Consider the following 19,922-nt stretch of genomic DNA (forward strand, 5'->3'; position numbering starts at 1 on the left):
CAGACATGATCGACATCGGCTTCATTGGACTTGGCACCATGGGACGGCCGATGGCCGGCCATCTTCTCGCGGCGGGCCATCGCGTTCTCCTGTACGACGTCGCACCGGTCGCGCCGGAGCTGATCGCGGCGGGCGGCATAGCCTGCAAGTCGGCCAAAGAGGTCGCGCAGGAGGCGGATGCGGTCATCATCATGGTGCCGGACACGCCGCATGTCGAAGCCGTGTTGTTCGGCAAGGACGGCGTCGCGAGCGGCATCTCCAAGGGCAAGATTGTCGTCGACATGAGCTCGATCTCGCCATTGGCGACGAAGGAGTTCGCCAAGAAGATCGAGGCGCTCGGCGCCGACTATCTCGACGCGCCGGTGTCGGGCGGCGAGGTCGGCGCCAAGGCGGCGAGCCTCACCATCATGGTCGGTGGTCCCGAGCGCGCCTTCAACACCATGAAGGGCGTGTTCGACAAGATGGGCAAGAACGTCACCCGCGTCGGTGCCAACGGCGACGGGCAGACGACCAAGGTCGCCAACCAGATCATCGTCGCGCTGACGATCGGGGCGGTGAGCGAGGCGCTGCTGTTCGCCTCGAAAGCCGGCGCCGATCCCGCACTGGTGCGGCAGGCGCTGATGGGCGGCTTTGCGTCCTCGCGCATTCTCGAAGTGCATGGCGAGCGCATGGTGAAGCGCAATTTCGATCCCGGATTCCGCATCGAGCTGCACCAGAAGGACCTCAACCTCGCGCTCGAAGGCGCGCGTGCGCTCGGCCTGTCGCTGCCGAACACGGCGGTGGCGCAGCAATTGTTCTCGTCCTGCACCGCGCATGGCGGCAAGGCCTGGGATCATTCGGCGATGGTGCGGGCGCTGGAACTGATGGCGGGCCACGAGATCGCCACAGCCTGAACTGTTACGCGGTAACACTCTCCGGATGTGATGCATTTTTGGCCGCGGGGGAACTGGAACAATGGTCCTGTCCCGCGGTTGAAGGCGCATCAACAAACACTGGAGAGTGTGGTCATGAAAACCCGTCTTGTGATTTCGTTGGCTGCCGCGTCGCTGCTGGCGTCGAGCGCAGCCTTTGCCCAGTCGACGACCGAACAGGGCGCCAGAGACGGCGCGCGTGCGGGCGGCGATATCGGCGGCCCGGTCGGTGCGATGGTCGGCGGCACCGTCGGTGCGGCCGTGGGCGCTGGTTTGGAAATTCCGAATGCCATTCTCGGCGGAATCCCGCGCGATGATTCAGTGGTGATTCACGAGCGCGTCGTCGTCGGCGAGCCGCTGCCGCCGACCGTGGTGCTGCGCCCGGTGCCGAACTACACCGAGTATCGCTATGCGGTCGTGAACGACCGTCGCGTAATCGTCGAGCCGCGGACGCGCCGCGTCGTCAAGATCATCGACTGATCGATCAGAACACAAGCTCTGAAGAGACAGGCCCTGCGGAGCGTCACTCCGCGGGGCCTTCGCCTGTCACGGTCGAGCTTGCGCGAACGCGCGTCATGACCCAATCGGCAGCGGTCGCGAGTGCAAAGCCGAGGCAAGCGGTGCCGCCATCGACCAGGAAGTCCTCCAGCCGCGCATGTCGGCCGGGCGCCCAGAACTGCATCATCTCGAGCACGCCGATCAAGACCACCGCAATCGCCGTGGTCAGCAGGCGCCGCCGCGGGTAGGCAAGGCCGAAGGCCAGTCCCAGCAGGATGAAGGCGAGCGCATGTTCACCGTCCTGGCCGAGGTCGGAATGCGGCCGCAGGCCGGGGGGACCGAGGGTGGCGAACGTGACGGCGGCCGCGAGCAGCCAGGCAAGAAAGCGGACAAAAACGGACATCCGGTGCGGATAGCACGGAATCGCGACGGCCTGTTGCGGCGGAAGGATCAGATCGCCGTGTAGTTAATGACGAAAAGTTAAAGCGGCTCGCGCACACCAAGGCCGTGCATGAATCGTTCCCGGATCTGCACGGGATCCCTGCGGGTGGTGCCGACACCCGGCTTGTCGTCGATGCGCACGGCGATCAGGCTGGGCTCGGAGGCGGACATGGCCCCGTCGACAAGGCGCTCGAAATCCTCCTCGTCCGCGGCCCAGGCACTGTTGGCGAGCCCCGAACCGGCGGCGATGGCGACGATGTCCGCGACGCTTGCCGCCGGCGTCGGCTGCGCGCCGGTGATCTGGTAGATGCCGTTGTCCATCACGATCATGATGAGGTTCTTCGGCTTCAGCGTTGCGATCGTCGAGAGCGCGCCGAGCTGCATCAAGAGCGAGCCGTCGCCTTCGAGCGCGAAGACGCGGCGGTCGGGCTGCGCCAGCGCGACGCCGAGCGCGATCGGGAAGGCGAGGCCCATGCTGCCGAGCATATAAAAGTTCTGCGGGCGGTGGCCGGCGGCCCAGAGGTCGAAATTGGTGTTGCCGATGCCGCCGATCACGGCTTCCTCGTGCTTGAGTTTTGCGATCAGCCGCGAGGTGACATCGAAGCGGTTCATGACCTTGGTGTTGCGGTTGTCCATGGCCGGCCTCACTTGTCGAAGGTCTTGCCGCCGGTGAGCAGCGGGTTGAGGATCAGCGCCACCGGCGCCTGCGTGGTGACGGCCTGCTTGATGGAGCGGTCGGCGATGAATTCGAGCTCGTCGAGCCGGGTGATGGTGTGGTGCTCCAGCGCGAGCGAGTCGAGGACGGGGCGCATGGTGCGGCAGACCAAGGACTGGCCGTAGTTGAACTCGCCGAGCGTGCCGCGCTCGGAGACGAACATGATCAGTGGGATCTGGTAGGGCACCGCGAGCGAGGCGAGCACGTTGGCGAGCGTGGCAAAGCCGGAGGTCTGCATCAGCACCGCGCCGCGCCGTCCACCCATCCAGGCGCCCGAGATGATGCCGACCGCTTCCTCCTCGCGGGCTGTCGCGAAGGTCGTGAAGAAGGGATCGGCGTGCAAATTCTTGATCAGCGGCGTCAGCACGCGGTCGGGCACGTAAGGGATGAGGCTGATCTCGTTCCGCTTCAGGGTTTGCAGGACAATGCCGTGCCAGCTCTCGTCACTGGACCCCTGGGTTGCCTGGGACGCGGTCCGCTGTTCCGCAATCGCCATCGCCTTCTCCCTTCAGCCGCGCATGTTCTTGGTCTTGGTCGTCCCGGTCCTGGCCCTCGCGGCAGTCTGCCGAACTTGACGCGGCGGGCGGGATTGTCAACATGTCCCGGCCTGCACCGTGATCTGCGCCGGACGGCCTGCCGTGGCCAGCACCGCCATGTCATATGTGGGCAACGAAAAAGTGGGAGGAAGCACGGGGGGAGCGCGCGCCGCGCTGGCCTTACTGAATCTCCCGGAGAGCCGGAAGGGTCCTGATGTCCGTCAACAGCAAGCGCGTCGTTTATTCCAATTATTTGGCCAACCCGATCTATATCGACATCCTGAAGGCGCGCCCGGACGTCCGGCTCGATCGCATCGAGAACGCCAGCCCCGAAGACTTCTACGCGCCGATGCTGAGCGCTGCCCATGTCTACCAGATCGGCGCAGCCCGCGACGAGCTGGCGCCGCATTTTCATGTCGACGCGTCTTTCCTGAAGCGCACGCCGAATCTCCTGCTGGTCTCCAGCAACGGTGCGGGTTTCGACCCTGTCGACGTCGATGCCTGCACGGATGCGGGCGTGCTGGTCGTCAACCAGTCCGGCGGCAACGCCCATTCGGTCGCCGAGCATGCGCTGGCGATGATGCTGACCCTGTCCAAGCGCATCATCCAGTCGGACCGCCGCCTGCGCCGTGAGCGCGACGTCAACCGCAACGATCTCGTCGGCAACGAGGTCGAGCACAAGACCGTTGGCATCATCGGCCTCGGCAATGTCGGTCGCCGCATCGCTGCGCTATGCAAGGGCCTGCTCGGCATGAAGGTGCTGGCCTACGACCCGTACCTCACGGCCGAAGTGATGGCGGAGCGGGGCGGGGAGAAGGTCGAGCTCGACGAGCTCTTGCGCCGCGCCGATTTCGTCTCGATCTCCTGCCCCCTCAACAAGGGCAGCCGCAACATGATCAGCGTGCGCGAGTTCGGGCTGATGCAGCCGCATGCCTACTTCGTGACCACGGCGCGGGGCTTCATCCACGACGAGGACGCGCTGCTCCAGGCGTTGCGCGACAAGCGCATTGCCGGTGCCGGCCTCGACGTCTGGTCCAAGGAGCCGCCGCCGCCGGAGCATCCGCTGCTCCAGCTCGACAACGTGCTGGCGAGCCCGCACACCGCGGGCGTCACCATCGAGGCGCGCCAGAACATGGGCCGGATCGCGGCCGAACAGGTATTGGAAACGCTCGACGGCAAACGCCCGCCGCGCATCATCAATCCCGAGGTCTGGCCGGCCTATGCGGCGCGCTTCAAGCAGGCGTTCGGCGTGACGCCGGGGTAGGGATGCGGAAAGCCTGATCGCGCTCCGATCGTTGGTTACGAGGGTGAAAACAGAAAGCGGCGGATTTTACCCATGGCGTGAATGAACGCGTATGATCTGTCCTGTAAATCAGCGTTCATGAGCATACTTTCGATCGCGACATCCGGGCTTTCTGCAGCGAGCCTGCGCGTGAACGTGGCCGCGAGCAACATTGCCAACATCGGCACGACCGGCCCGCTGCCGGCATCGGGCCGATCGGGCACGTCGGCCGGTGCGGGCATTGCTCCGACGTTTCCCGCGGCCTATGTGCCGCTGCGAGTCGATCAGGTCTCTCAATCGAGCGGCTCGACGCCGGGCGGTACGGTCGCGACCGTGTCAACGGTTTCGCCGAGCTATATCGCGCAATCCGACTCGAGCGCTTCCTTCGCAAACCAGGACGGCCTGGTCGCAGCGCCGAATGTCGACCTTGCCAGCGAATTCGCTGAGCTGGTGACCGCAAAGTACAGCTTCATTGCCAATGCGAAGGTCGTTCAAGCCTATTCCGAGACGGAAGACACACTGCTCGATATCAAGACTTGACGACTGATGTCGGCCCTGTTCCGGGAGCGGGCGTCTAGTCCAGCTTGGTGCCAAGCTGCTTGAACACGGCCTCGCAAGTCATGAGGTCGAGATGGCCGCCGCCCGCGTTCTTGAAGAACGTGGTGTCGGACGGTGAGGTGCGGCCCTGCACGCGGCCGCCGGCGAGATCGTAGAGATCGCCGAGGACGTCGGTCTCGCTGATCGCGCCGCTGGCGATCGGTTGCAGGATATCGCCGACGCCGTGGAAGGCGGATTCCCGCCGGTCCACGAAGACGCGCGACATCTTTGCTGCGTCGTCATCAGCCTCGCGGGTTTGCGGGGTATAGCCGCCGACGAGGTCCAGATGCGTGCCTGGCCGCACATTGCGGCCCTTGATCAGCGGCTGATGCGCGCGGGTACAGGTGGTGATGATGTCGGCCTCGCGCGTCGCGGCGTCGAGATCGGTGATCGTCTCCGTCTTGACACCGTCCTTCGCCAGACGCCGAGCGAGATCCGCGGCGCGGTCCGGGTTTCGATTCCAGACCAGCACGCGTTGCAGGGACGGCCTGACGGTGCGATGCCCCCGGATCAGCCATTCGGACATCTCACCGGCACCGACGCACAGCAGCGTCTCCGGATCGGGCGGGGCGAGCAGTTTCGTGCCCAGCGCGGAATCGGCCGCAGTGCGCCAATGCGTGATCTCGGTGCCGTCCATCGCCGCCAGCGGTTTGCCATTGGTGCCGTCGAACAGCACGCACACGGCCTGCACGGCCGGCATCTTCCCTTCCGCCAGATTGGCCGGGAAGCTGGTGAACATCTTGCTCGCCATGTAGCGGCCGGGATCGACGGCACTGCGGATGACGTACTGCGCCCCTTCGCCGCCAAGGAAGGCGTCCAGCACCTCCATCTTCGGCCGGCGATGCGCCTCTTCCAGCGCTGCAATGAGGATCGGAAAGGTCAGAACTTTCGTGACTTCGGTATCGGAGACAAAGTGCAAGGCAATATCCTCATGGGTAGGCCGGTATCCGGCTTATCCCCGGGCGGCAGGTTCCGCAATGGATTGTCCGTCTCGGCTTGATCCGCGTCAAAATCTCCTTTCCCGGCTCGGCCTAAATGGGATTAGAGTGCCGCCGGGGCAGCAGGGAGGTCCCATGTCGACTTTTGTGGTCAAGTTCATGAAGGATGTGCTCGGCCAGTACGGCCGCGAGATCGAGGTGTGCCAGGGCACGCTCGAGATCGACGCCGCCGACGAGGACGAGGCCAGGGAGCGGGCGAAGGCGAAGTTCTGCAAGGACCAGGCGTTGCATCACTGGTCGCTGCATGCCGATCGCATCCACGTCAGACCGGCTGACTTTCCGTCCTGAGGCTCAGCGGCCGGGCGAGGTTACGGGCGGCGGCGCGGTGACGCCCGCGCCGAGCGAACGCTGCACCATCACTGTGTCGGACCAGCGGCCGTGGCGATAGGCGACGCCGCTGAGCAGGCCGGCGCGCGCGAAGCCGAACTTCTCATGCAGCGCCAGCGAGGGCGCGTTGTCGGCATCGATATAGCCGATCATCTGGCGGAAGCCGGCCGCTGCACAGGCATCGATCAGTTCCTGGAGCAGAAGCCGTCCCACCCCGCGGCCGAGATGCTCGTGGTGGACGTAGATCGAGTGCTTGGCCGTGTAGCGATAGGCCGGGCGCTTGCGGAACAGGACGGCATAGCAATAGCCGACGACCTCGCCGCGAAAGGTCGCGACCAGATGCGGCAGGCGGGTCTGTTTCAGGTTCTTGCGCCGGTCGCGCAGGTCATCCGGCTCCGGCGCGCCGGTTCCTTCGACATCCCGCGGCACGCCAGTGCGGACGTGATGGCGGTAGATCGCCAGCATCGCCTCGACGTCGCTCTCGCGTGACGGCCGGACCAGCACCGGCTCGTCACTTGCGCGCGCAGCTGTTTCGTTCATCGGCACCTACTCGGCAACGACGTAAGTATAGAGCCCGATGCGGCCGCTCGCATCGATCTCCTTGTAGACGCCCTGGATTTCCACATCGAAGCCCGGGAACGTGTTGAAGCAGGTCTCGAACATCTTGAGATAATCCACCATGGGCTTGGCCCGTTCGGTCAGGCGTTCGCCCGGCACGATGGTGGCGATGCCGGGCGGATAGACCACGAAGGGCGTGGTGGCGATGCGGCCCGCGATCGCCTCGATCGGCAGATAGTCGACGTCGTTCTTGAACAGATAGCGCGCGGCATCGCGGGGCGACATCGCGATCTCAGGCATGTGCTCGGGCATGAATTGCCGCGCCTGGAGGGCGCTGACGTCGGCCGCACGGAAGAAGCGATGCATGTCGCCGCAGAGGTCACGCAGCCGGATGCCGGCATAGCGTGCCTGCCGCCGCTGATAGAACTCCGGGATCGCGTCCGCCAGCAGCGCATTGTCGTCGTGCAGTCTCTTGAACGCGACGAGACCGGAGATCAGCGTGCCGGCCTTGCTCGCTTCGACGCCGGGGGTGAGCAGGAACAGCAGGGAGTTGAGGTCGTTCTTTTCGGGGACGATGCGGTTCTCGCGCAGATATTGCGCGACGACCGGCGCGGGAATGCCGTGCTCGGCATAGGCGCCGGTGGCGCGATCGAAGCCGGGCGTGAGCAGCGTCAGCTTGTTCGGATCGGTCATGGCAAAGCCTTCCGCGAGATCGGGAAAGCCGTGCCAATTGGTATCCGGAGAGAGTTGCCACAAGGCGGGATTGGTCGCCAGCTCGTCGGTGGAGAGGGTTTCCCAGGCGACGTTATGGGCGGCGCCGGGGCGGCTGACGTCGGGGATCGCGACACGATCGGGGACGAAAGGCTCGAAGAACCAGCGGCGGTCCGTATTCTGCTCCTTCTCCTCGAACTCCCGGCGCATCGCGCGGATCTTCTTGCGCAGCTCGATGCCCAGGCGGATCGTGTCGTCCCACAGCACCTCGCCGGAGCGCCCCTTCATCATCTGCGCACCGACGTCGAGTGAGGCGAACAGCGGATAGAACGGCGAGGTCGAGGCGTGCTGCATGAAACTTTCGTTGAAGCGGCGATGCTCGACGCGCCGCTTCTGGCCGCGGATGTGGCGGTCCTTGATGTGGATCTGGGACGCCTGCGAGAAGCTCGCGAGCTGCTTGTGGGTCGACTGTGTCGCGATGATGCCGGGCGCCTCGGGGGGAAGGTTCGCCAGCCCCATGGCGAAGCGGCCGGCATAGAGCGGGTGGAATTTCATGAAGCCGGCCCAGGCCTCGTCGAACAGGATGTATTCGCAGAGATGGCCGATGCGCTTCAGGATCATCTCGGCGCTGTGGATCGAGCCGTCATAGGTACATTGTTCGACCACCGCGACGCGGAACGGACGCTCTTTGCGCCAGGCATCCTTGTCCGTGACCAGCGGGTGGTTGCGGATCGCCTCGCGCAAGGCCTTCTCGTCGAGCACGTCCCATCGCATCGGGCCGATCAGGCCCCAAGCGTTGCGGACGGTCGGGACGTAGACCGGGATGCCGCCATTGATCATCAGCGCGCCGTGGTGAGCGGCCTTGTGGTTGTTGCGGTCGAACAGCACGAGGTCGCCGTCGGTGACGAGCGCGCCGAGCGCGACCTTGTTCGAGGTCGAGGTGCCGTTGAGCACGAAATAGGTCTTTTCCGCGCCGAAGATCTGCGCGGCCTCCTTCTGCGCCTTCAGCGCCGGGCCCTCATGGGTGAGGAGGTCGCCGAGGTCGAGCACGGAATTGTCGAGGTCGTCGCGAAACACGGATTCGCCGAGATGCTCGACGAAGACCCGGCCGATCGGGCTCCGGTTGTAGAACACACCGCCATTGTGACCGGGGCAGGTCCAGAGCTGGTTGCCTTCCTCGGCATAGTCGACCAGCGCGCCGAAGAACGGCGTCTTCAGCGTCTCGGCATATTGCTTGAGACGGCTGATCAAATTCTTGGCGATGAAGGTCGGGGTCTCCTCGGAGAGGAAGACATAGCCGTCGATGAAGTCGAGCACCTCGACCGGCAGGTCCTCGAAGCGCTTGCGCCGGATCAGGAGGATGATCGGGAAGTCGAGGCCGCGGCGCCGCATCAGATTGATCAGCGCCGAGGTCTTGCCCTCCAGGCCCTTCTTGCCCCAGTCCACCACCATGCAGCCGATCGCGGCATCGGTCTGCACCGCAATCTCGGCGTCTTCCAGCTTGCGGGCCCGGACCACCTCGAAGCCGGAGCGCTGGATCTCCTCGATGATCTGGTTGAAGCGGAGGCCCTCGAGATCGTCGGCGTCGAACACGGGTGCGGCGAACAGGAAGTTGAAGCGCTTGAAATAGTCCATGGCGTGTCCCGAATATGCAGAGACTGACACGTCTCTGCATATTTGATGACAGTTCTATGACGGCGCTTCAGGCGCGAAGACGTGCTCAGCTCGCGCTGGCGATGACCATGCGCTTGCGCCCGAAATTTGCCACCGTCGCCTCCGGTACGCCGAAATTGTTGGCGAGCAGGTGTCGCGGCGCCTTGGCGAGCCAATCGCCCAGGCTGCTTTCGTGGTAAGCGCCGCTGTCGAGCACGCCAATCACTTCAGCGTCCTCCTTGCCGACGTTCTGGATGGAATGGCCGCAATTGGCGGGGATATAGGCGCATTCGCCGGCCGAGAGTTCCGCAACCGCAACCCGCTTGTCGAACGCGAACAGGGTCACGCGCGTGCGTCCCTTCAGGACGTAGTGCCACTCGTTGGCGTCGGTGTGCCAATGCGGCTCGTGCATTGCGCCGGCTTTGAGCTTGAGCACGGTCCCGGTCATGTTGCTCGAAACCGGAAACTCCTTGGCCGAGGCCACGTAGAGCTGGCCGCCGGCGGTGCTAACGCGCGGCTTCTGCGCCATCAGCGGGAAGCGATGGGTCCGGTCGCGGTCCAGCGCGCGGGCGGCCTTCGCCTGCGGACCGTCGAGCGCCAGCACCTCGCCCTGCATGATGTAGGTTTCTGCCTTCGGGTTGGCACTGAGGATGTCGCTGGAGACGCCGAGCGCCTGCGACAGCGTCGGAGCGTCATAGCGGCTCATCCAGTCGCTGATGCCGAACGTGCCGTGCTCGGAATAGAGGCCGTCATCGAAGGCGAGGATGGCGTGACAGGGGGCAGGGCCCAGCGTCTGGATGGCGTGGCTGTGGCCTTTCGGGAAGAACCAGAGATCGCCGGGTGCGAGATTGACCACTTCGAGTTGGCCCTCGGGATCGACCACCGTCACCTGGCAATGGCCCTCGACGACATAGGCCCATTCGGCCGAATTGTGCCAATGCATTTCCCGGGCGCCGCCGGCGTTGACGAAGAGATGCGCGCCGGCAATTCCGGTCGCGAGCGGAAGCGTGCGGGTCGTGACCTCGCGCGCCCAGCCGCCGGACGTGGCCTTGATCGGTCCCTTGTCGAGCGAGGCCGTGAACACCACGGGATCGCCGGACTTGCGCGGGACCGTCTTCATGAATTCCGATGCCGGAGCCACGTCGTATCCCGCGGCATGCCCGTCAGGGGCGGCCATCGCGGATTGTGAGGCGCCCAGCAAACTGGAGGCACCGGCGCCAAAGGCAACTGACTGGATGAAGATACGGCGGTTGGATTTGAACATCGAAGACCCCGAATATCAGATGGTTGTATGAAGTGGATCGCGAAAACCTTCGATGCCGCGCCACATCCATCTGGGTCTGATGAACGCCTCCGTTGCGCCTCAACCGTTCGGTCGAAGCGGCACTTCAATTATCTTTGATGATGGAATGAAAGCCGCTGTGAAGTGGTGCGCTTGACAGCGCGATCCCAGCAGGGCGCGACTCGGCTAGCGCTTGGCTTCGCCGAACACCACGGTCGGCACCGCGCGGTTGACCACCTCGCGCAAGGCAAAACTCGATTGCACGCGCGCGACGCGCGGCAGGCGCGACAGCTCGGTGCGGTGGATACGCTCGAAATCCTGGATGTCGCGGGCGAGCACGATGAGGATGTAGTCGTCGGTGCCCGACATCAGGAAACAGCGCACCACGGAGGGGCACTTCACCACCTCCGCCTCGAACGCCTTCAGCGCATCGTCGCTCTGGCTCTCCAGCGCGATACGCACCAGCACGGTCGTGGTGAGGCCGAATTGCGCGAGATCGAGCGCGGCCTGGTAGGCCTGGATGTAGCCGTCGTCCTCCAGCGCCTTCTGCCGCCGCGCCAGCGCGGTGCTTGATAGCCCGACCTTGTTGGCGAGCTCGGTGTGGCTGGCCCGCGCATTGGTGGTGAGTTCCGCGAGGATGGCGAGATCTTTCCGGTCGAGGGCCAAGGTTTCGTTTCCAGCGTGAAAGGGCGTTGATGCGCCGGAAACCGGCGCGGGGAGGCCAAAGCTAGCGGATATTTGCACGAAACCAAACCGGCGACGTCGCTACGATCATCGGGTGAATCAAAAGGAGCTGAGAATGCGTGTCGGTGTGCCCAAGGAGATCAAAGTGCAGGAATATCGCGTCGGGCTCACTCCGGGCGCGGTCCGCGAATATATCGCGGCCGGGCACGAGGTGACGGTCGAGACCGGTGCCGGCAGCGGTATCGGCGCCACCGACGAGGTGTACCAGCGGGCAGGGGCCTCCATTGCGGGGAGCGCCCGCGAGATATTCGCGACGTCCGACATGATCGTGAAGGTGAAGGAGCCGCAGAAGGGCGAATGGGCTCAGCTCCGCGAAAGCCAGATCCTGTTTACCTACCTCCATCTTGCGCCGGATCCCGATCAGGCCAAGGGCCTGCTGGCCTCCGGCTGCACCGCGATCGCCTATGAAACCGTCACCGACGCGGCCGGTCACCTCCCCCTGCTCGCGCCGATGAGCGAAGTCGCCGGCCGCCTCGCCATCGAGGCCGCCGGCGCCGCGCTCAAGCGGTCCGTCGGCGGCCGCGGGCTGCTGCTTGGCGGCGTGCCCGGCGTGCAGCCGGCGCGCGTCGTCGTGCTCGGCGGCGGCGTGGTCGGAACGCAGGCCGCGCGCATGGCCGCTGGGCTCGGAGCGGAAGTCACGGTGATCGACCGCTCGATTCCGCGGTTGCGCCAGCTCGACGACCTCTTTGCCGGACGCGTGCGCACCCGATTCTCCACGATCGAGTCGGTCGAGGAGGAGGTGTTTGCCGCCGACGTCGTGATCGGCGCCGTGCTGGTGCCGGGCGCGAGCGCACCCAAGCTCGTCACGCGTGCGATGCTGAAGTCGATGCGGCCGGGCGCGGTGCTGGTCGACGTCGCCATCGACCAGGGCGGTTGCTTCGAGACCTCGCATCCGACCACGCACACCGATCCGACCTATGAAATCGACGGCGTCGTGCATTATTGCGTTGCCAACATGCCGGGTGCCGTGCCGGTGACATCGAGCCAGGCTTTGAACAATGCGACACTGCCGTTCGGCCTGATGCTGGCGAGCAAGGGCTTTGCGGCGGTGCTGGAGAACCCGCATTTGCGCAACGGGCTGAACGTGCACCGCGGCCGCGTCACCAACAAGGCAGTGGCGGAGAGCCTCGGACTTGAGTTCGCGCCGGTAGAAAGCGGGCTGGCGGCATAAGTGTGCCGCTCGCTCACCCCTTCGTCAGCCTGTACTGCCGCAGATCCGGATCGTGCGTCATGCGCCAATAGTCCACGAACCGCCATGGCATCGCCGAGAACACGCGGCCGCTGCTGTTGCGGTAGTAGGTGCTCATGCCCGGATGGGTCCAGATCATGGCCTCGTGCTCGGCGTCGACCTTGCGGACATAGTCGTCCAGCACGTCCTGACGGACGTCGATCGCTGCGACGTCGTGCTCGATCATGCCGGCGAGGCAGGCGGAGATATAGCGGCTCTGGCATTCCGACTGGAAGATGACGCTGCCGCCATGGGCGGGCCCGGAGTTCGGGCCGAGCATGCAGAAGAAGTTGGGAAAGCCTGGCACGGTGAGGCCGAGGAACGCGGTCGGATTGTCGTCGGCCCAAGCCTCGCGCAGATCTTTGCCATCGCGGCCGTTGACGTTGAGGCGCGCCGCCATCTCCGTGACCTTGAAGCCGGTGGCGACCACGATGATGTCGGCGGGGCGGTGCTTGCCATCGGCGGTGACGATGCCGGTCTGGTCGAAATGGCCGATCGCCTCGGTGACGAGCTCGACATTGTCCCGCGTCAACGTCTTGAACCAGTTGTTGTCGAGCAGGATGCGCTTGCCGTAGGGCGGATAGGTCGGCACGCATTTCTCGATCAGGTCGGGACGGTCCTTCAACTCCGACAGGATGAAGTCGGTCAGTTCCTGGCGGTGCCGGTCATTGCCCTTGTTGACGGCGCGCTCCGGATGCGGCCAGGCCGGGTCCTTGCGCAGGAAAGGCAGGAGACCGTCGCCATAGCGCCAGAACATGTTGAAGCGATACCACTGCACATAGAAGGGCAGGTGCGCGAGCAGCCAGCGGGCGCCCTCGCTGATCGGATCGGAATAGCCCTTCACCGGCCGCGCCCATTGCGCGCTGCGCTGATAGACCGTGACGGAGGCGACGCGGCCGGCAATCGCCGGCACGAGCTGCATCGACGTCGCGCCGGTGCCGATCACGGCGACGTGCTTGCCGTCGAAACTGACATCATCGGACCACAGCGCCGAGTGCAGGATCGTTCCCTTGAAGTTTTCTTCGCCCTGGAAATGCGCGCGGGAGGGGTCGTTGAGCTGGCCGATGGCGGAGACAAGCGCGGTGGACTCGAAGGTCTCTTCGCCGTTCCTCGTTTTCAGCGTGGAGATCCAGCGCCGCTTGCCTTCGTCCCAACGGGATGACGTCAGCTCGGTGTTGACGCGCAGATGCTTGCGGATGCCGTATTCCTCGGCGACCTTTTGGAGATAGCCGAGCAATTCCTCGCGCTGGCAGAAATAGCGCGTCCATGCATTGCCCGAGCCGAACGAGTAGGAATAGGAATGGTTCGGCGTATCGACGCCGCAGCCGGGATAACGGTTGATCCACCACGTGCCGCCGAGCTCGTCGTTCTTCTCGACGATGGTGTAGGGGATGCCGAGATGGCCGAGCGCGACGCCGAGCGCGATAGCGCAGACACCGGCACCGACGATCAGCACGTGCTGGTCCGCGAGCTTGCTGTCGGAAGGGCGATTGGTCCAGCGCGGCTCGCGCGGCACGAAGCCCATCTCCTCGCGCATCAACGGCGCATATTCCGGCGCGACATTCTCGCCGAGGCAGGCACGCATCATCTTGAGCAACAGCTCCTCGCCGGGATCGGTGATGACGGGCTTGGGCGTGCCATCGGCAAAGAGCTTGACGACCGCAGCGCGGATCTCGTCCTGGATCTCGGGGGGCACCCCTGCCTCGGGATCGGGGATGAGGCGAATGTCGCGCTTGGGCAAATACGGCGGTTCGAGCCATTTCTCGTCGCCGGTCATGTGCACGAGCACCATCAGGAGGCAGCGGATGTCTCCTTCGGCGATGGCCGAAGCGATGTCGAACGGCCTGTGTGGAGATGCGATGTTCATGGCGTGTCCTGATCTCCGGATGCAGTGAAGAGGCCGCGCGTCATCAGCTTGCGATAGGCGGAGATGACGTGGTCGGGCACGGCGGTGACGAGGCCTTCCGAATAGGAGTAGCGGCGGCTGAGGTAGCCGCGCGAGCCCATCAGCATATGGACGATCGCCTCGAACTCCTCGTCGCTGTAATCCTGAATTGCGCCGGAACGCCGCGCGCGACGCAAAATGCGGACATAGGCGACCGAGATGTTGTCGAGGTGCTTCTGGTAGCCGATCGGCGCGAAGAACTCGGCCTCGTTGAGGATACGCAAGAACTCCGGCACCTCGCGGATGAAGTCGAAGAAGGCGGAGAAGCGCTCGATCTCCTGCCGCGCCGCATCCGCCGTGCCGGTGCGGGCGCGGATGAACTCGACCATGTCGAGGCCGATCTTGGGCAGGAGCTGGTCGAGCAGCTCCTGGCGGTTTTCGAAATGATTGTAGAAGGTGCCTTGGGCGACGCCGGCCTGCTCGGTGATGCGGGCAACGGACGCCTCGGCATAGCCATGCTTGCCGACGACCTTGGTGGCGGCGTCGAAGATCTTCTGCTTGGTCCAGGCGTTGCGCTCGACGCGGTTGAGTTTTGTCACTTTCGCGGTGGCTGGGCCTTGCGTCATGCCACGGTCTCCAGTTCAGCGCGCAGCACGCGCTTGAGAATTTTTCCGCTGGGATTGCGGGGCAGGCTGTCGCGGATGACGAACTGTTTCGGCACCTTGAAGCTTGCGAGCCGCGCGCGGCAGTGTTCGGTGAGGGCAGGGAGCTCGAGGCTCGCGCCTTCGGCCAGCACGATGATGGCGACGGGACGCTCGCCCCAGCGTGGATCGCGCAGTCCAACCACCGCGACCTCACGTACCTCTGGTAGCTCGTGGATGACGCGCTCGACCTCGGAGGAGGCGATGTTCTCGCCGCCCGAGATGATCATGTCCTTCTTGCGGTCGGTCAGATAGAGAAAACCCTCGTCGTCGAGATAGCCGATGTCGCCGCTGCGGAACCAATCGCCGAAGAAGGCGGACGCCGTCTTCTCCGGATCCTGCCAATAGCCGCGCGTGATCTTGGGACCGCGCAGGCAGATCTCGCCGTTGACGTTCGGCGGCAGTTTGTTGCCGTCCTCGTCGCGAATCTCGATCTCGACATGGGCGATGGCGCGGCCGGTCGAGCCGATCTTCTCGATCTCGCGGCCGGCCTCCATGAAAGTGTCGCCGCCGACGGTCTCGGTGAGGCCGTAGGCGTCGATGTAGCGCGCATTGCGAAAATAGTCGGAGAAGGCGCGGATGCGCAGCTCCGGCGTCTTCTCGCCGCCGCCGATCGCCCATTGCAGGCTTGAGACGTCGTAATGGTCGCGGGTGGGGCAGGTGAGCATCGCGGTGGTCATGACGGGCGCGAACCAGGCGGCGTTGAGTCTGTCCTCGGCGATGGCGCCAAGGGCCGTCTCCGGCTCGAAATTGCGCTCGATGTGGATGAAGCCGCCATGCCAGAGCACGGCAATGCCGGGCAGGTCGAGCGCGCCGACGTGATAGAGCGGCCCGACGACGAGGAGGCGCGTGTCGGCGCCAAGACCGAGAGCAATCGTCTGGTCGGCCGACTTCCAGTAGAAATTATCGTAGGCGAGCATCACGCCCTTGGGGCGGTCGGTCGTGCCCGAGGTGTACATCAACCGCATCAGGTCGGATGGCTGACGGATGCGCATCGGCGCCGGCGCTGCATCGCTTGCGAGACGCGTGACGCTTTGCTGCGCTGCCTCGTCGAGTACGACAATTCGGGTGCCTGCGGCATTTGCGGCTAGCTCTTCATCGACGATCAACAGGCGTGCGCCGGCATTGCCGACAATGAAGCCGACCTCGTCGCGCGAGAGGCGGAAGTTGATCGGCAAGAACACCGCGCCGAGGTGGCTGGTCGCGAAGACAAGTTCGAGAAACGCCGCGCTGTTCTTCATCAGCACGGCCACGACATCGCCGGCGCCGATGTTCTGCGCGGCGAGCCAGCCGGCTGCTTGCCGGATGCGCGCATCGAGAACCGCGTAGGAGATCTCCTCGCCGCGATATTTCAGCGCGGGCCGCTCCGGCGTTCGCCGGGCATGGAAGGCGATGAAGCTCGAAAGATTGATCATTCTGCGGTTTCGGGCCGATTGGCGGCCTCGTTTCCTCTCCTTATGAATTCTGACTCATAATTCATGTTTGGCTTGACGTCACCCCCTCCCTCTGAAATCCTCGGGAACACGGAGACGAGACGATCTCCGACAGGGATCAGGACACGCCGACCCGAAAGAGGGAGGGGAAAATGACGAGAACCCGCACGCCGGGCATCAGCCGCCGTTCAACGCTGGCGCTGATGGGCGCCGGTGCGATGAGTGTTGCCGCGCCGTGGGTGGCGCGGGCGCAAGCCAAGACCATCAAGATCGGCATGCCGACGATTCTGTCGGGCCGCGTGGCGCAGCTCGGCACGTCCTCGCGCAATGCGGTGATGCTAGAGGTCGACAAGGTCAACGCCGCTGGCGGCCTCGCCGGGCGGCAGATCGAGATGGTGATCCGTGACTCCAAGGGCCAGCCGCAGGAAGCTGCCCGCGTCGCGCGCGAGCTCGTCAATACCGACGGCTGCGAGCTGCTGATCGATGCCGAAGCCTCGTCTGGCGCCTTCGCGGTGCACGAGGTTGCACGCGATCTCGGCGTGTTCTGCATCCACACCAATTCGGAGACCTCGGCGCTGACCGCGGACCCCAAGCAGCATATTCCCAATGCGTTCCGCACCGCGCGGCAGGGTGTGCACGACTCCATCGTTGGCGGCAGTTATGCCGCAGCGATCGCCAAGGCCAAGGGCCTGAAGAAATGGGCGACCTGTTCGCCCGACTATGCCTACGGGCGCGATACGACCGGCGAATTCACGCTGTACCTGAAGCGCTTTGCGCCCGAGGTCGAGATCATCAGCGAGTCCTGGCCAAAGCTGTTCCAGCCCGACTACACCGAAGTGGTCACCAAGATACTGCAGGCCAAACCGCAAGCGCTCTATTCCTGCCTGTGGGGCGGCGATCTCACCTCTTACATCGACCAGGCCAACATCTACGCGATGTTCGGCCAGATGGAGGTGTTCGCGGTCAACATGGCCGACTACACCGCGCTCACCGTGGTGAAGAACCTGCCCAAGGGCATCCACTCCGGCAACCGCTACATCAAGAGTTTCCCAGCGACGCCGGTGAATGCCGCCTGGGGCGATGCCTACAAGGCAAAGTACAACGAATATCCGACCAACTGGTCGTGGGAGAACGCCACCGCAATCATGTTGATGGCGGAAGCTGCGAAGAAGGCGAACTCGGCCGACGGCAAGAAGATCGCGGAGGTGCTGAAGGGCCTCACCATCAAGTGCCCATTTGGCGCCGACGGCACCGTGACGATGCGCGGCGACGATCACACCCTTGTCGGCTACGCGATCGGCTGGGGCACCACGATCCCGCAGGAGCCCTACGTGCCGGAGATCAAAGCTGGTGACTGGAAGACCATCTTCGAGCTAGAGGCCGAGTGGAAGAAGAGCAAGGGCTACACCTGATCACGCGCTTGGCGGGGACGGGCGACCGTCTCCGCCGTCGTCGTTTCGTTTTCCGCGCCGTCTCAAGCGCGCCGCAATGAAAGTGCTCCCGTGGATCTCGATGCGCTCGCCGGCTGCCTCTCCAGCTCCGCCTGCCTGGTGACGCAAACCACCAGCGGCTTCATTATCGGTATGCTCCTGTTTCTCGTGGCGGTCGGGCTGACCTTGATCTTCGGCGTGCTGAAGGTCGTCAATTTCAGCCACGGCGCCTTTTACATGTTCGGCGCCTATTTCGCGATGACGGCCTATCAGCTCACCGGCAGCTTTGCGCTGGCGATGCTGGCGGGCGCGGCCGGCACGGCCATCCTCGGCCTGGTCTTCGAGCGCGTTTTCATGAGTCGCGTCTATGGCGCCGATGTCTTGATGCAGCTGCTCGTCTGCTACGCCTTCGTGCTGATCTTCGACGATGTCGTGCGCATCATCTGGGGGCCCGAATTCAAGTCGATGGGCATGCCGTCCGCGTTCCAGGTGATGCCGTTGTTCATCGCCGGCGGCGTGGTGCCGCCATATTATCTGCTGCTGATCGGCGTCGCGCTCGTCGCGGCGATCGTGCTCGGCATCGGGCTGTCGCGCAGCCGGATCGGCAAGGTGATCCGCGCCGCCGCGCATAATCCCGGCATGGTGTCGGCGCTCGGCATCAACACCGGCCTGATCTATGGCGGCGTGTTCGCGCTCGGCGGCATGCTGGCAGGGCTCGCCGGTGCGCTCGCCGCGCCGGTGCGGTCGCTGACCCCTGGGATGGGATTTTCAGTGCTGATCGAATCCTTCATCGTCACGGTGATCGGCGGCATGGGCTCGATCCTCGGCGCGCTGATCGGCGCGCTGCTGCTCGGCCTGATCCGCTCCTTCGGCTCGCTCGGCTTTCCACTGTTCACGGAAGGCCTGATGTACCTGTTCATGGTGATCGTGCTGGTCTCCAAGCCCACCGGCCTGTTCGGCAAGGAGGCGGCATGACCGAGCTGGAAGCCGGACGCGCGCAAACGCTGGCGCCGGTGCGCAGCGGCGCGGCGCTACAACGCTATCGAGATGTCCTGATCGCCGTGGTCGCCTTCGCCGTGCTGGCGAGCCTGCCGCTGTTCACCGGCAGCAAGGCGCTGCTCGACTTCGTCATCCGCTGCTCGGCTTACGGCCTGTTCGCGACCTCGCTCAACCTGCTGGTCGGCTACACCGGCCTGACCTCGTTCGGCCACGGCATGTTCTTCGGCCTTGGCGCCTACGGCTTCGGCCTGATCATGCAGAAGCTTGCCGTGCCGATTCCGGTCGCCTTCATCGCGACATTGGCGATCACGGCGGTGGTTGCGGCAATCATCGGCGCGATCTGCGTGCGGCTGAAGGAGATCTACTTCGCCTTCGTCACGCTCGCGTTCCAGATGCTGATCCACTCGACCATCCTGTCCTGGGCCTCGTTCACCGGCGGCGACCAGGGCCTGCGCGGCGGCATTCCGCGCCCCGCATTCCTCGGCATCAACCTCGCCAATCACGTCCATCTCTATATCGCGAGCTGTGCGCTCCTGATCCTCGGCCTGCTCGCGATGCGCCAGATCGCGCAATCGCCGTTCGGCTACACGCTGCGCATGATCCGCGACAATGCCGCGCGCGCGAGCTTCCTCGGCATCGACGTCTGGCGCGCCAAGCTCACCGTCTTCGTGCTGGCGGCGCTGTTCGCATCGATGGGCGGCATGGTGATGGCGCTGTTCGTCTCCGGCGCCTATCCGGAATTTGCCTATTGGACCATCTCGGGCGAGGGCATCTTCATCAACATGCTCGGCGGCGTCTCGACCTTCCTGGGGCCAATGGTCGGCACCGTGTTGCTGCTGCTCCTCAACGACACCGTGACGCGCTTCACCGAATATCACGGCATCGTGCTCGGCGTGGTCATCCTGTTCTTCGCGCTGGGCCTGCGCAAGGGCCTCCTGGATTTCGTCTCCGAATGGATTTCGCAGCGGCGCGACGCAGGCGAGGGGCGCTAGC

General features: G+C 64.7%; 20 protein-coding genes. 9 read left to right on the forward strand and 11 right to left on the reverse strand.

The window, feature by feature from the left end; translation table 11 throughout:
- The first annotated feature begins 5 nt into the window (after positions 1-5).
- Complete coding sequence (locus tag I3J27_RS12245) at positions 6-893, forward strand: 2-hydroxy-3-oxopropionate reductase (protein WP_270169401.1); 888 nt, start codon at positions 6-8, stop codon at positions 891-893.
- A 114-nt stretch (positions 894-1,007) separates the two neighbouring features.
- The gene (locus I3J27_RS12250) at positions 1,008-1,391 is read left to right on the forward strand and encodes a DUF1236 domain-containing protein (RefSeq protein ID WP_270169402.1); all 384 of its coding nucleotides are present in this window, start codon (positions 1,008-1,010) and stop codon (positions 1,389-1,391) included.
- Positions 1,392-1,434: 43 nt separating this feature from the next.
- On the opposite strand, the gene I3J27_RS12255 is transcribed toward I3J27_RS12250, so the two are convergent.
- The 3 genes from I3J27_RS12255 to I3J27_RS12265 form a co-directional block, all read right to left on the reverse strand.
- On the reverse strand, positions 1,435-1,812 hold the full coding sequence (locus tag I3J27_RS12255; protein ID WP_270169404.1) for a VanZ family protein: 378 nt from the start codon (positions 1,810-1,812) through the stop codon (positions 1,435-1,437).
- A 77-nt stretch (positions 1,813-1,889) separates the two neighbouring features.
- The gene (locus I3J27_RS12260) at positions 1,890-2,486 is read right to left on the reverse strand and encodes a thiamine pyrophosphate-dependent enzyme (RefSeq protein ID WP_270169407.1); all 597 of its coding nucleotides are present in this window, start codon (positions 2,484-2,486) and stop codon (positions 1,890-1,892) included.
- A gap of 8 nt (positions 2,487-2,494) precedes the next feature.
- Positions 2,495-3,061: a thiamine pyrophosphate-binding protein gene (locus I3J27_RS12265; RefSeq protein WP_270169410.1), complete on the reverse strand. Its 567-nt coding sequence runs from the start codon at positions 3,059-3,061 to the stop codon at positions 2,495-2,497.
- Positions 3,062-3,315: 254 nt separating this feature from the next.
- Between I3J27_RS12265 and I3J27_RS12270 the strand changes: the two genes are divergently transcribed.
- Both I3J27_RS12270 and I3J27_RS12275 read left to right on the forward strand, forming a co-directional pair.
- Positions 3,316-4,365, forward strand: a complete 1,050-nt coding sequence (locus tag I3J27_RS12270; protein WP_270169412.1) for a hydroxyacid dehydrogenase — start codon at positions 3,316-3,318, stop codon at positions 4,363-4,365.
- Between the two features lie 117 nt (positions 4,366-4,482).
- Complete coding sequence (locus I3J27_RS12275) at positions 4,483-4,923, forward strand: flagellar basal body rod protein FlgC (protein WP_270172706.1); 441 nt, start codon at positions 4,483-4,485, stop codon at positions 4,921-4,923.
- A gap of 34 nt (positions 4,924-4,957) precedes the next feature.
- Here I3J27_RS12275 and I3J27_RS12280 read toward each other — a convergent pair whose 3' ends face one another.
- Complete coding sequence (locus I3J27_RS12280; RefSeq protein ID WP_270169414.1) at positions 4,958-5,899, reverse strand: ornithine cyclodeaminase family protein; 942 nt, start codon at positions 5,897-5,899, stop codon at positions 4,958-4,960.
- Between the two features lie 154 nt (positions 5,900-6,053).
- Between I3J27_RS12280 and I3J27_RS12285 the strand changes: the two genes are divergently transcribed.
- Positions 6,054-6,266 carry a hypothetical protein gene (locus tag I3J27_RS12285; protein ID WP_270169416.1) on the forward strand — a complete coding sequence of 71 codons (213 nt, stop codon included), beginning with the start codon at positions 6,054-6,056 and terminating at the stop codon, positions 6,264-6,266.
- Positions 6,267-6,269: 3 nt separating this feature from the next.
- Here the strand turns inward: I3J27_RS12285 and I3J27_RS12290 are convergent, their stop codons facing one another.
- The 4 genes from I3J27_RS12290 to I3J27_RS12305 form a co-directional block, all read right to left on the reverse strand.
- On the reverse strand, positions 6,270-6,845 hold the full coding sequence (locus I3J27_RS12290; protein WP_270169418.1) for a GNAT family N-acetyltransferase: 576 nt from the start codon (positions 6,843-6,845) through the stop codon (positions 6,270-6,272).
- Between the two features lie 6 nt (positions 6,846-6,851).
- On the reverse strand, positions 6,852-9,209 hold the full coding sequence (locus tag I3J27_RS12295) for an Orn/Lys/Arg family decarboxylase (RefSeq protein WP_270169420.1): 2,358 nt from the start codon (positions 9,207-9,209) through the stop codon (positions 6,852-6,854).
- Between the two features lie 85 nt (positions 9,210-9,294).
- Positions 9,295-10,491: a cupin domain-containing protein gene (locus tag I3J27_RS12300; protein WP_270169422.1), complete on the reverse strand. Its 1,197-nt coding sequence runs from the start codon at positions 10,489-10,491 to the stop codon at positions 9,295-9,297.
- A 204-nt stretch (positions 10,492-10,695) separates the two neighbouring features.
- Entirely contained in the window at positions 10,696-11,175 is a 480-nt protein-coding gene (locus I3J27_RS12305) for an Lrp/AsnC family transcriptional regulator (protein WP_270169423.1), read from the reverse strand.
- 133 nt (positions 11,176-11,308) lie between these two features.
- Between I3J27_RS12305 and ald the strand changes: the two genes are divergently transcribed.
- Positions 11,309-12,424, forward strand: a complete 1,116-nt coding sequence (ald, locus tag I3J27_RS12310) for an alanine dehydrogenase (protein WP_270169425.1) — start codon at positions 11,309-11,311, stop codon at positions 12,422-12,424.
- Positions 12,425-12,437: 13 nt separating this feature from the next.
- Here ald and I3J27_RS12315 read toward each other — a convergent pair whose 3' ends face one another.
- The 3 genes from I3J27_RS12315 to I3J27_RS12325 are packed head-to-tail and all read right to left on the reverse strand — an operon-like array spanning position 12,438 to position 16,482.
- On the reverse strand, positions 12,438-14,348 hold the full coding sequence (locus I3J27_RS12315) for a flavin-containing monooxygenase (protein ID WP_270169427.1): 1,911 nt from the start codon (positions 14,346-14,348) through the stop codon (positions 12,438-12,440).
- Entirely contained in the window at positions 14,345-14,992 is a 648-nt protein-coding gene (locus tag I3J27_RS12320; RefSeq protein ID WP_270169429.1) for a TetR/AcrR family transcriptional regulator, read from the reverse strand. The genes I3J27_RS12315 and I3J27_RS12320 overlap by 4 nt, the downstream gene beginning before the upstream one ends.
- A complete protein-coding gene (locus I3J27_RS12325) occupies positions 14,989-16,482 on the reverse strand; it encodes an AMP-binding protein (RefSeq protein WP_270169431.1) in 1,494 nt (497 codons plus the stop codon). Before I3J27_RS12325 ends, I3J27_RS12320 begins: the two co-directional genes overlap by 4 nt.
- A gap of 170 nt (positions 16,483-16,652) precedes the next feature.
- Between I3J27_RS12325 and I3J27_RS12330 the strand changes: the two genes are divergently transcribed.
- The 3 genes from I3J27_RS12330 to I3J27_RS12340 all read left to right on the forward strand — a co-directional run bounded on the left by I3J27_RS12330 (position 16,653) and on the right by I3J27_RS12340 (position 19,921).
- A complete protein-coding gene (locus I3J27_RS12330; protein ID WP_270169433.1) occupies positions 16,653-17,912 on the forward strand; it encodes an ABC transporter substrate-binding protein in 1,260 nt (419 codons plus the stop codon).
- Positions 17,913-18,002: 90 nt separating this feature from the next.
- The gene (locus I3J27_RS12335) at positions 18,003-18,905 is read left to right on the forward strand and encodes a branched-chain amino acid ABC transporter permease (protein ID WP_270169436.1); all 903 of its coding nucleotides are present in this window, start codon (positions 18,003-18,005) and stop codon (positions 18,903-18,905) included.
- On the forward strand, positions 18,902-19,921 hold the full coding sequence (locus I3J27_RS12340; RefSeq protein WP_270169438.1) for a branched-chain amino acid ABC transporter permease: 1,020 nt from the start codon (positions 18,902-18,904) through the stop codon (positions 19,919-19,921). Before I3J27_RS12335 ends, I3J27_RS12340 begins: the two co-directional genes overlap by 4 nt.
- The last annotated feature ends 1 nt before the right edge of the window (position 19,922 follow it).

It is taken from the genome of Bradyrhizobium xenonodulans (assembly GCF_027594865.1).
In the GTDB taxonomy this organism is placed as follows: Bacteria; Pseudomonadota; Alphaproteobacteria; order Rhizobiales; family Xanthobacteraceae; genus Bradyrhizobium; species Bradyrhizobium xenonodulans.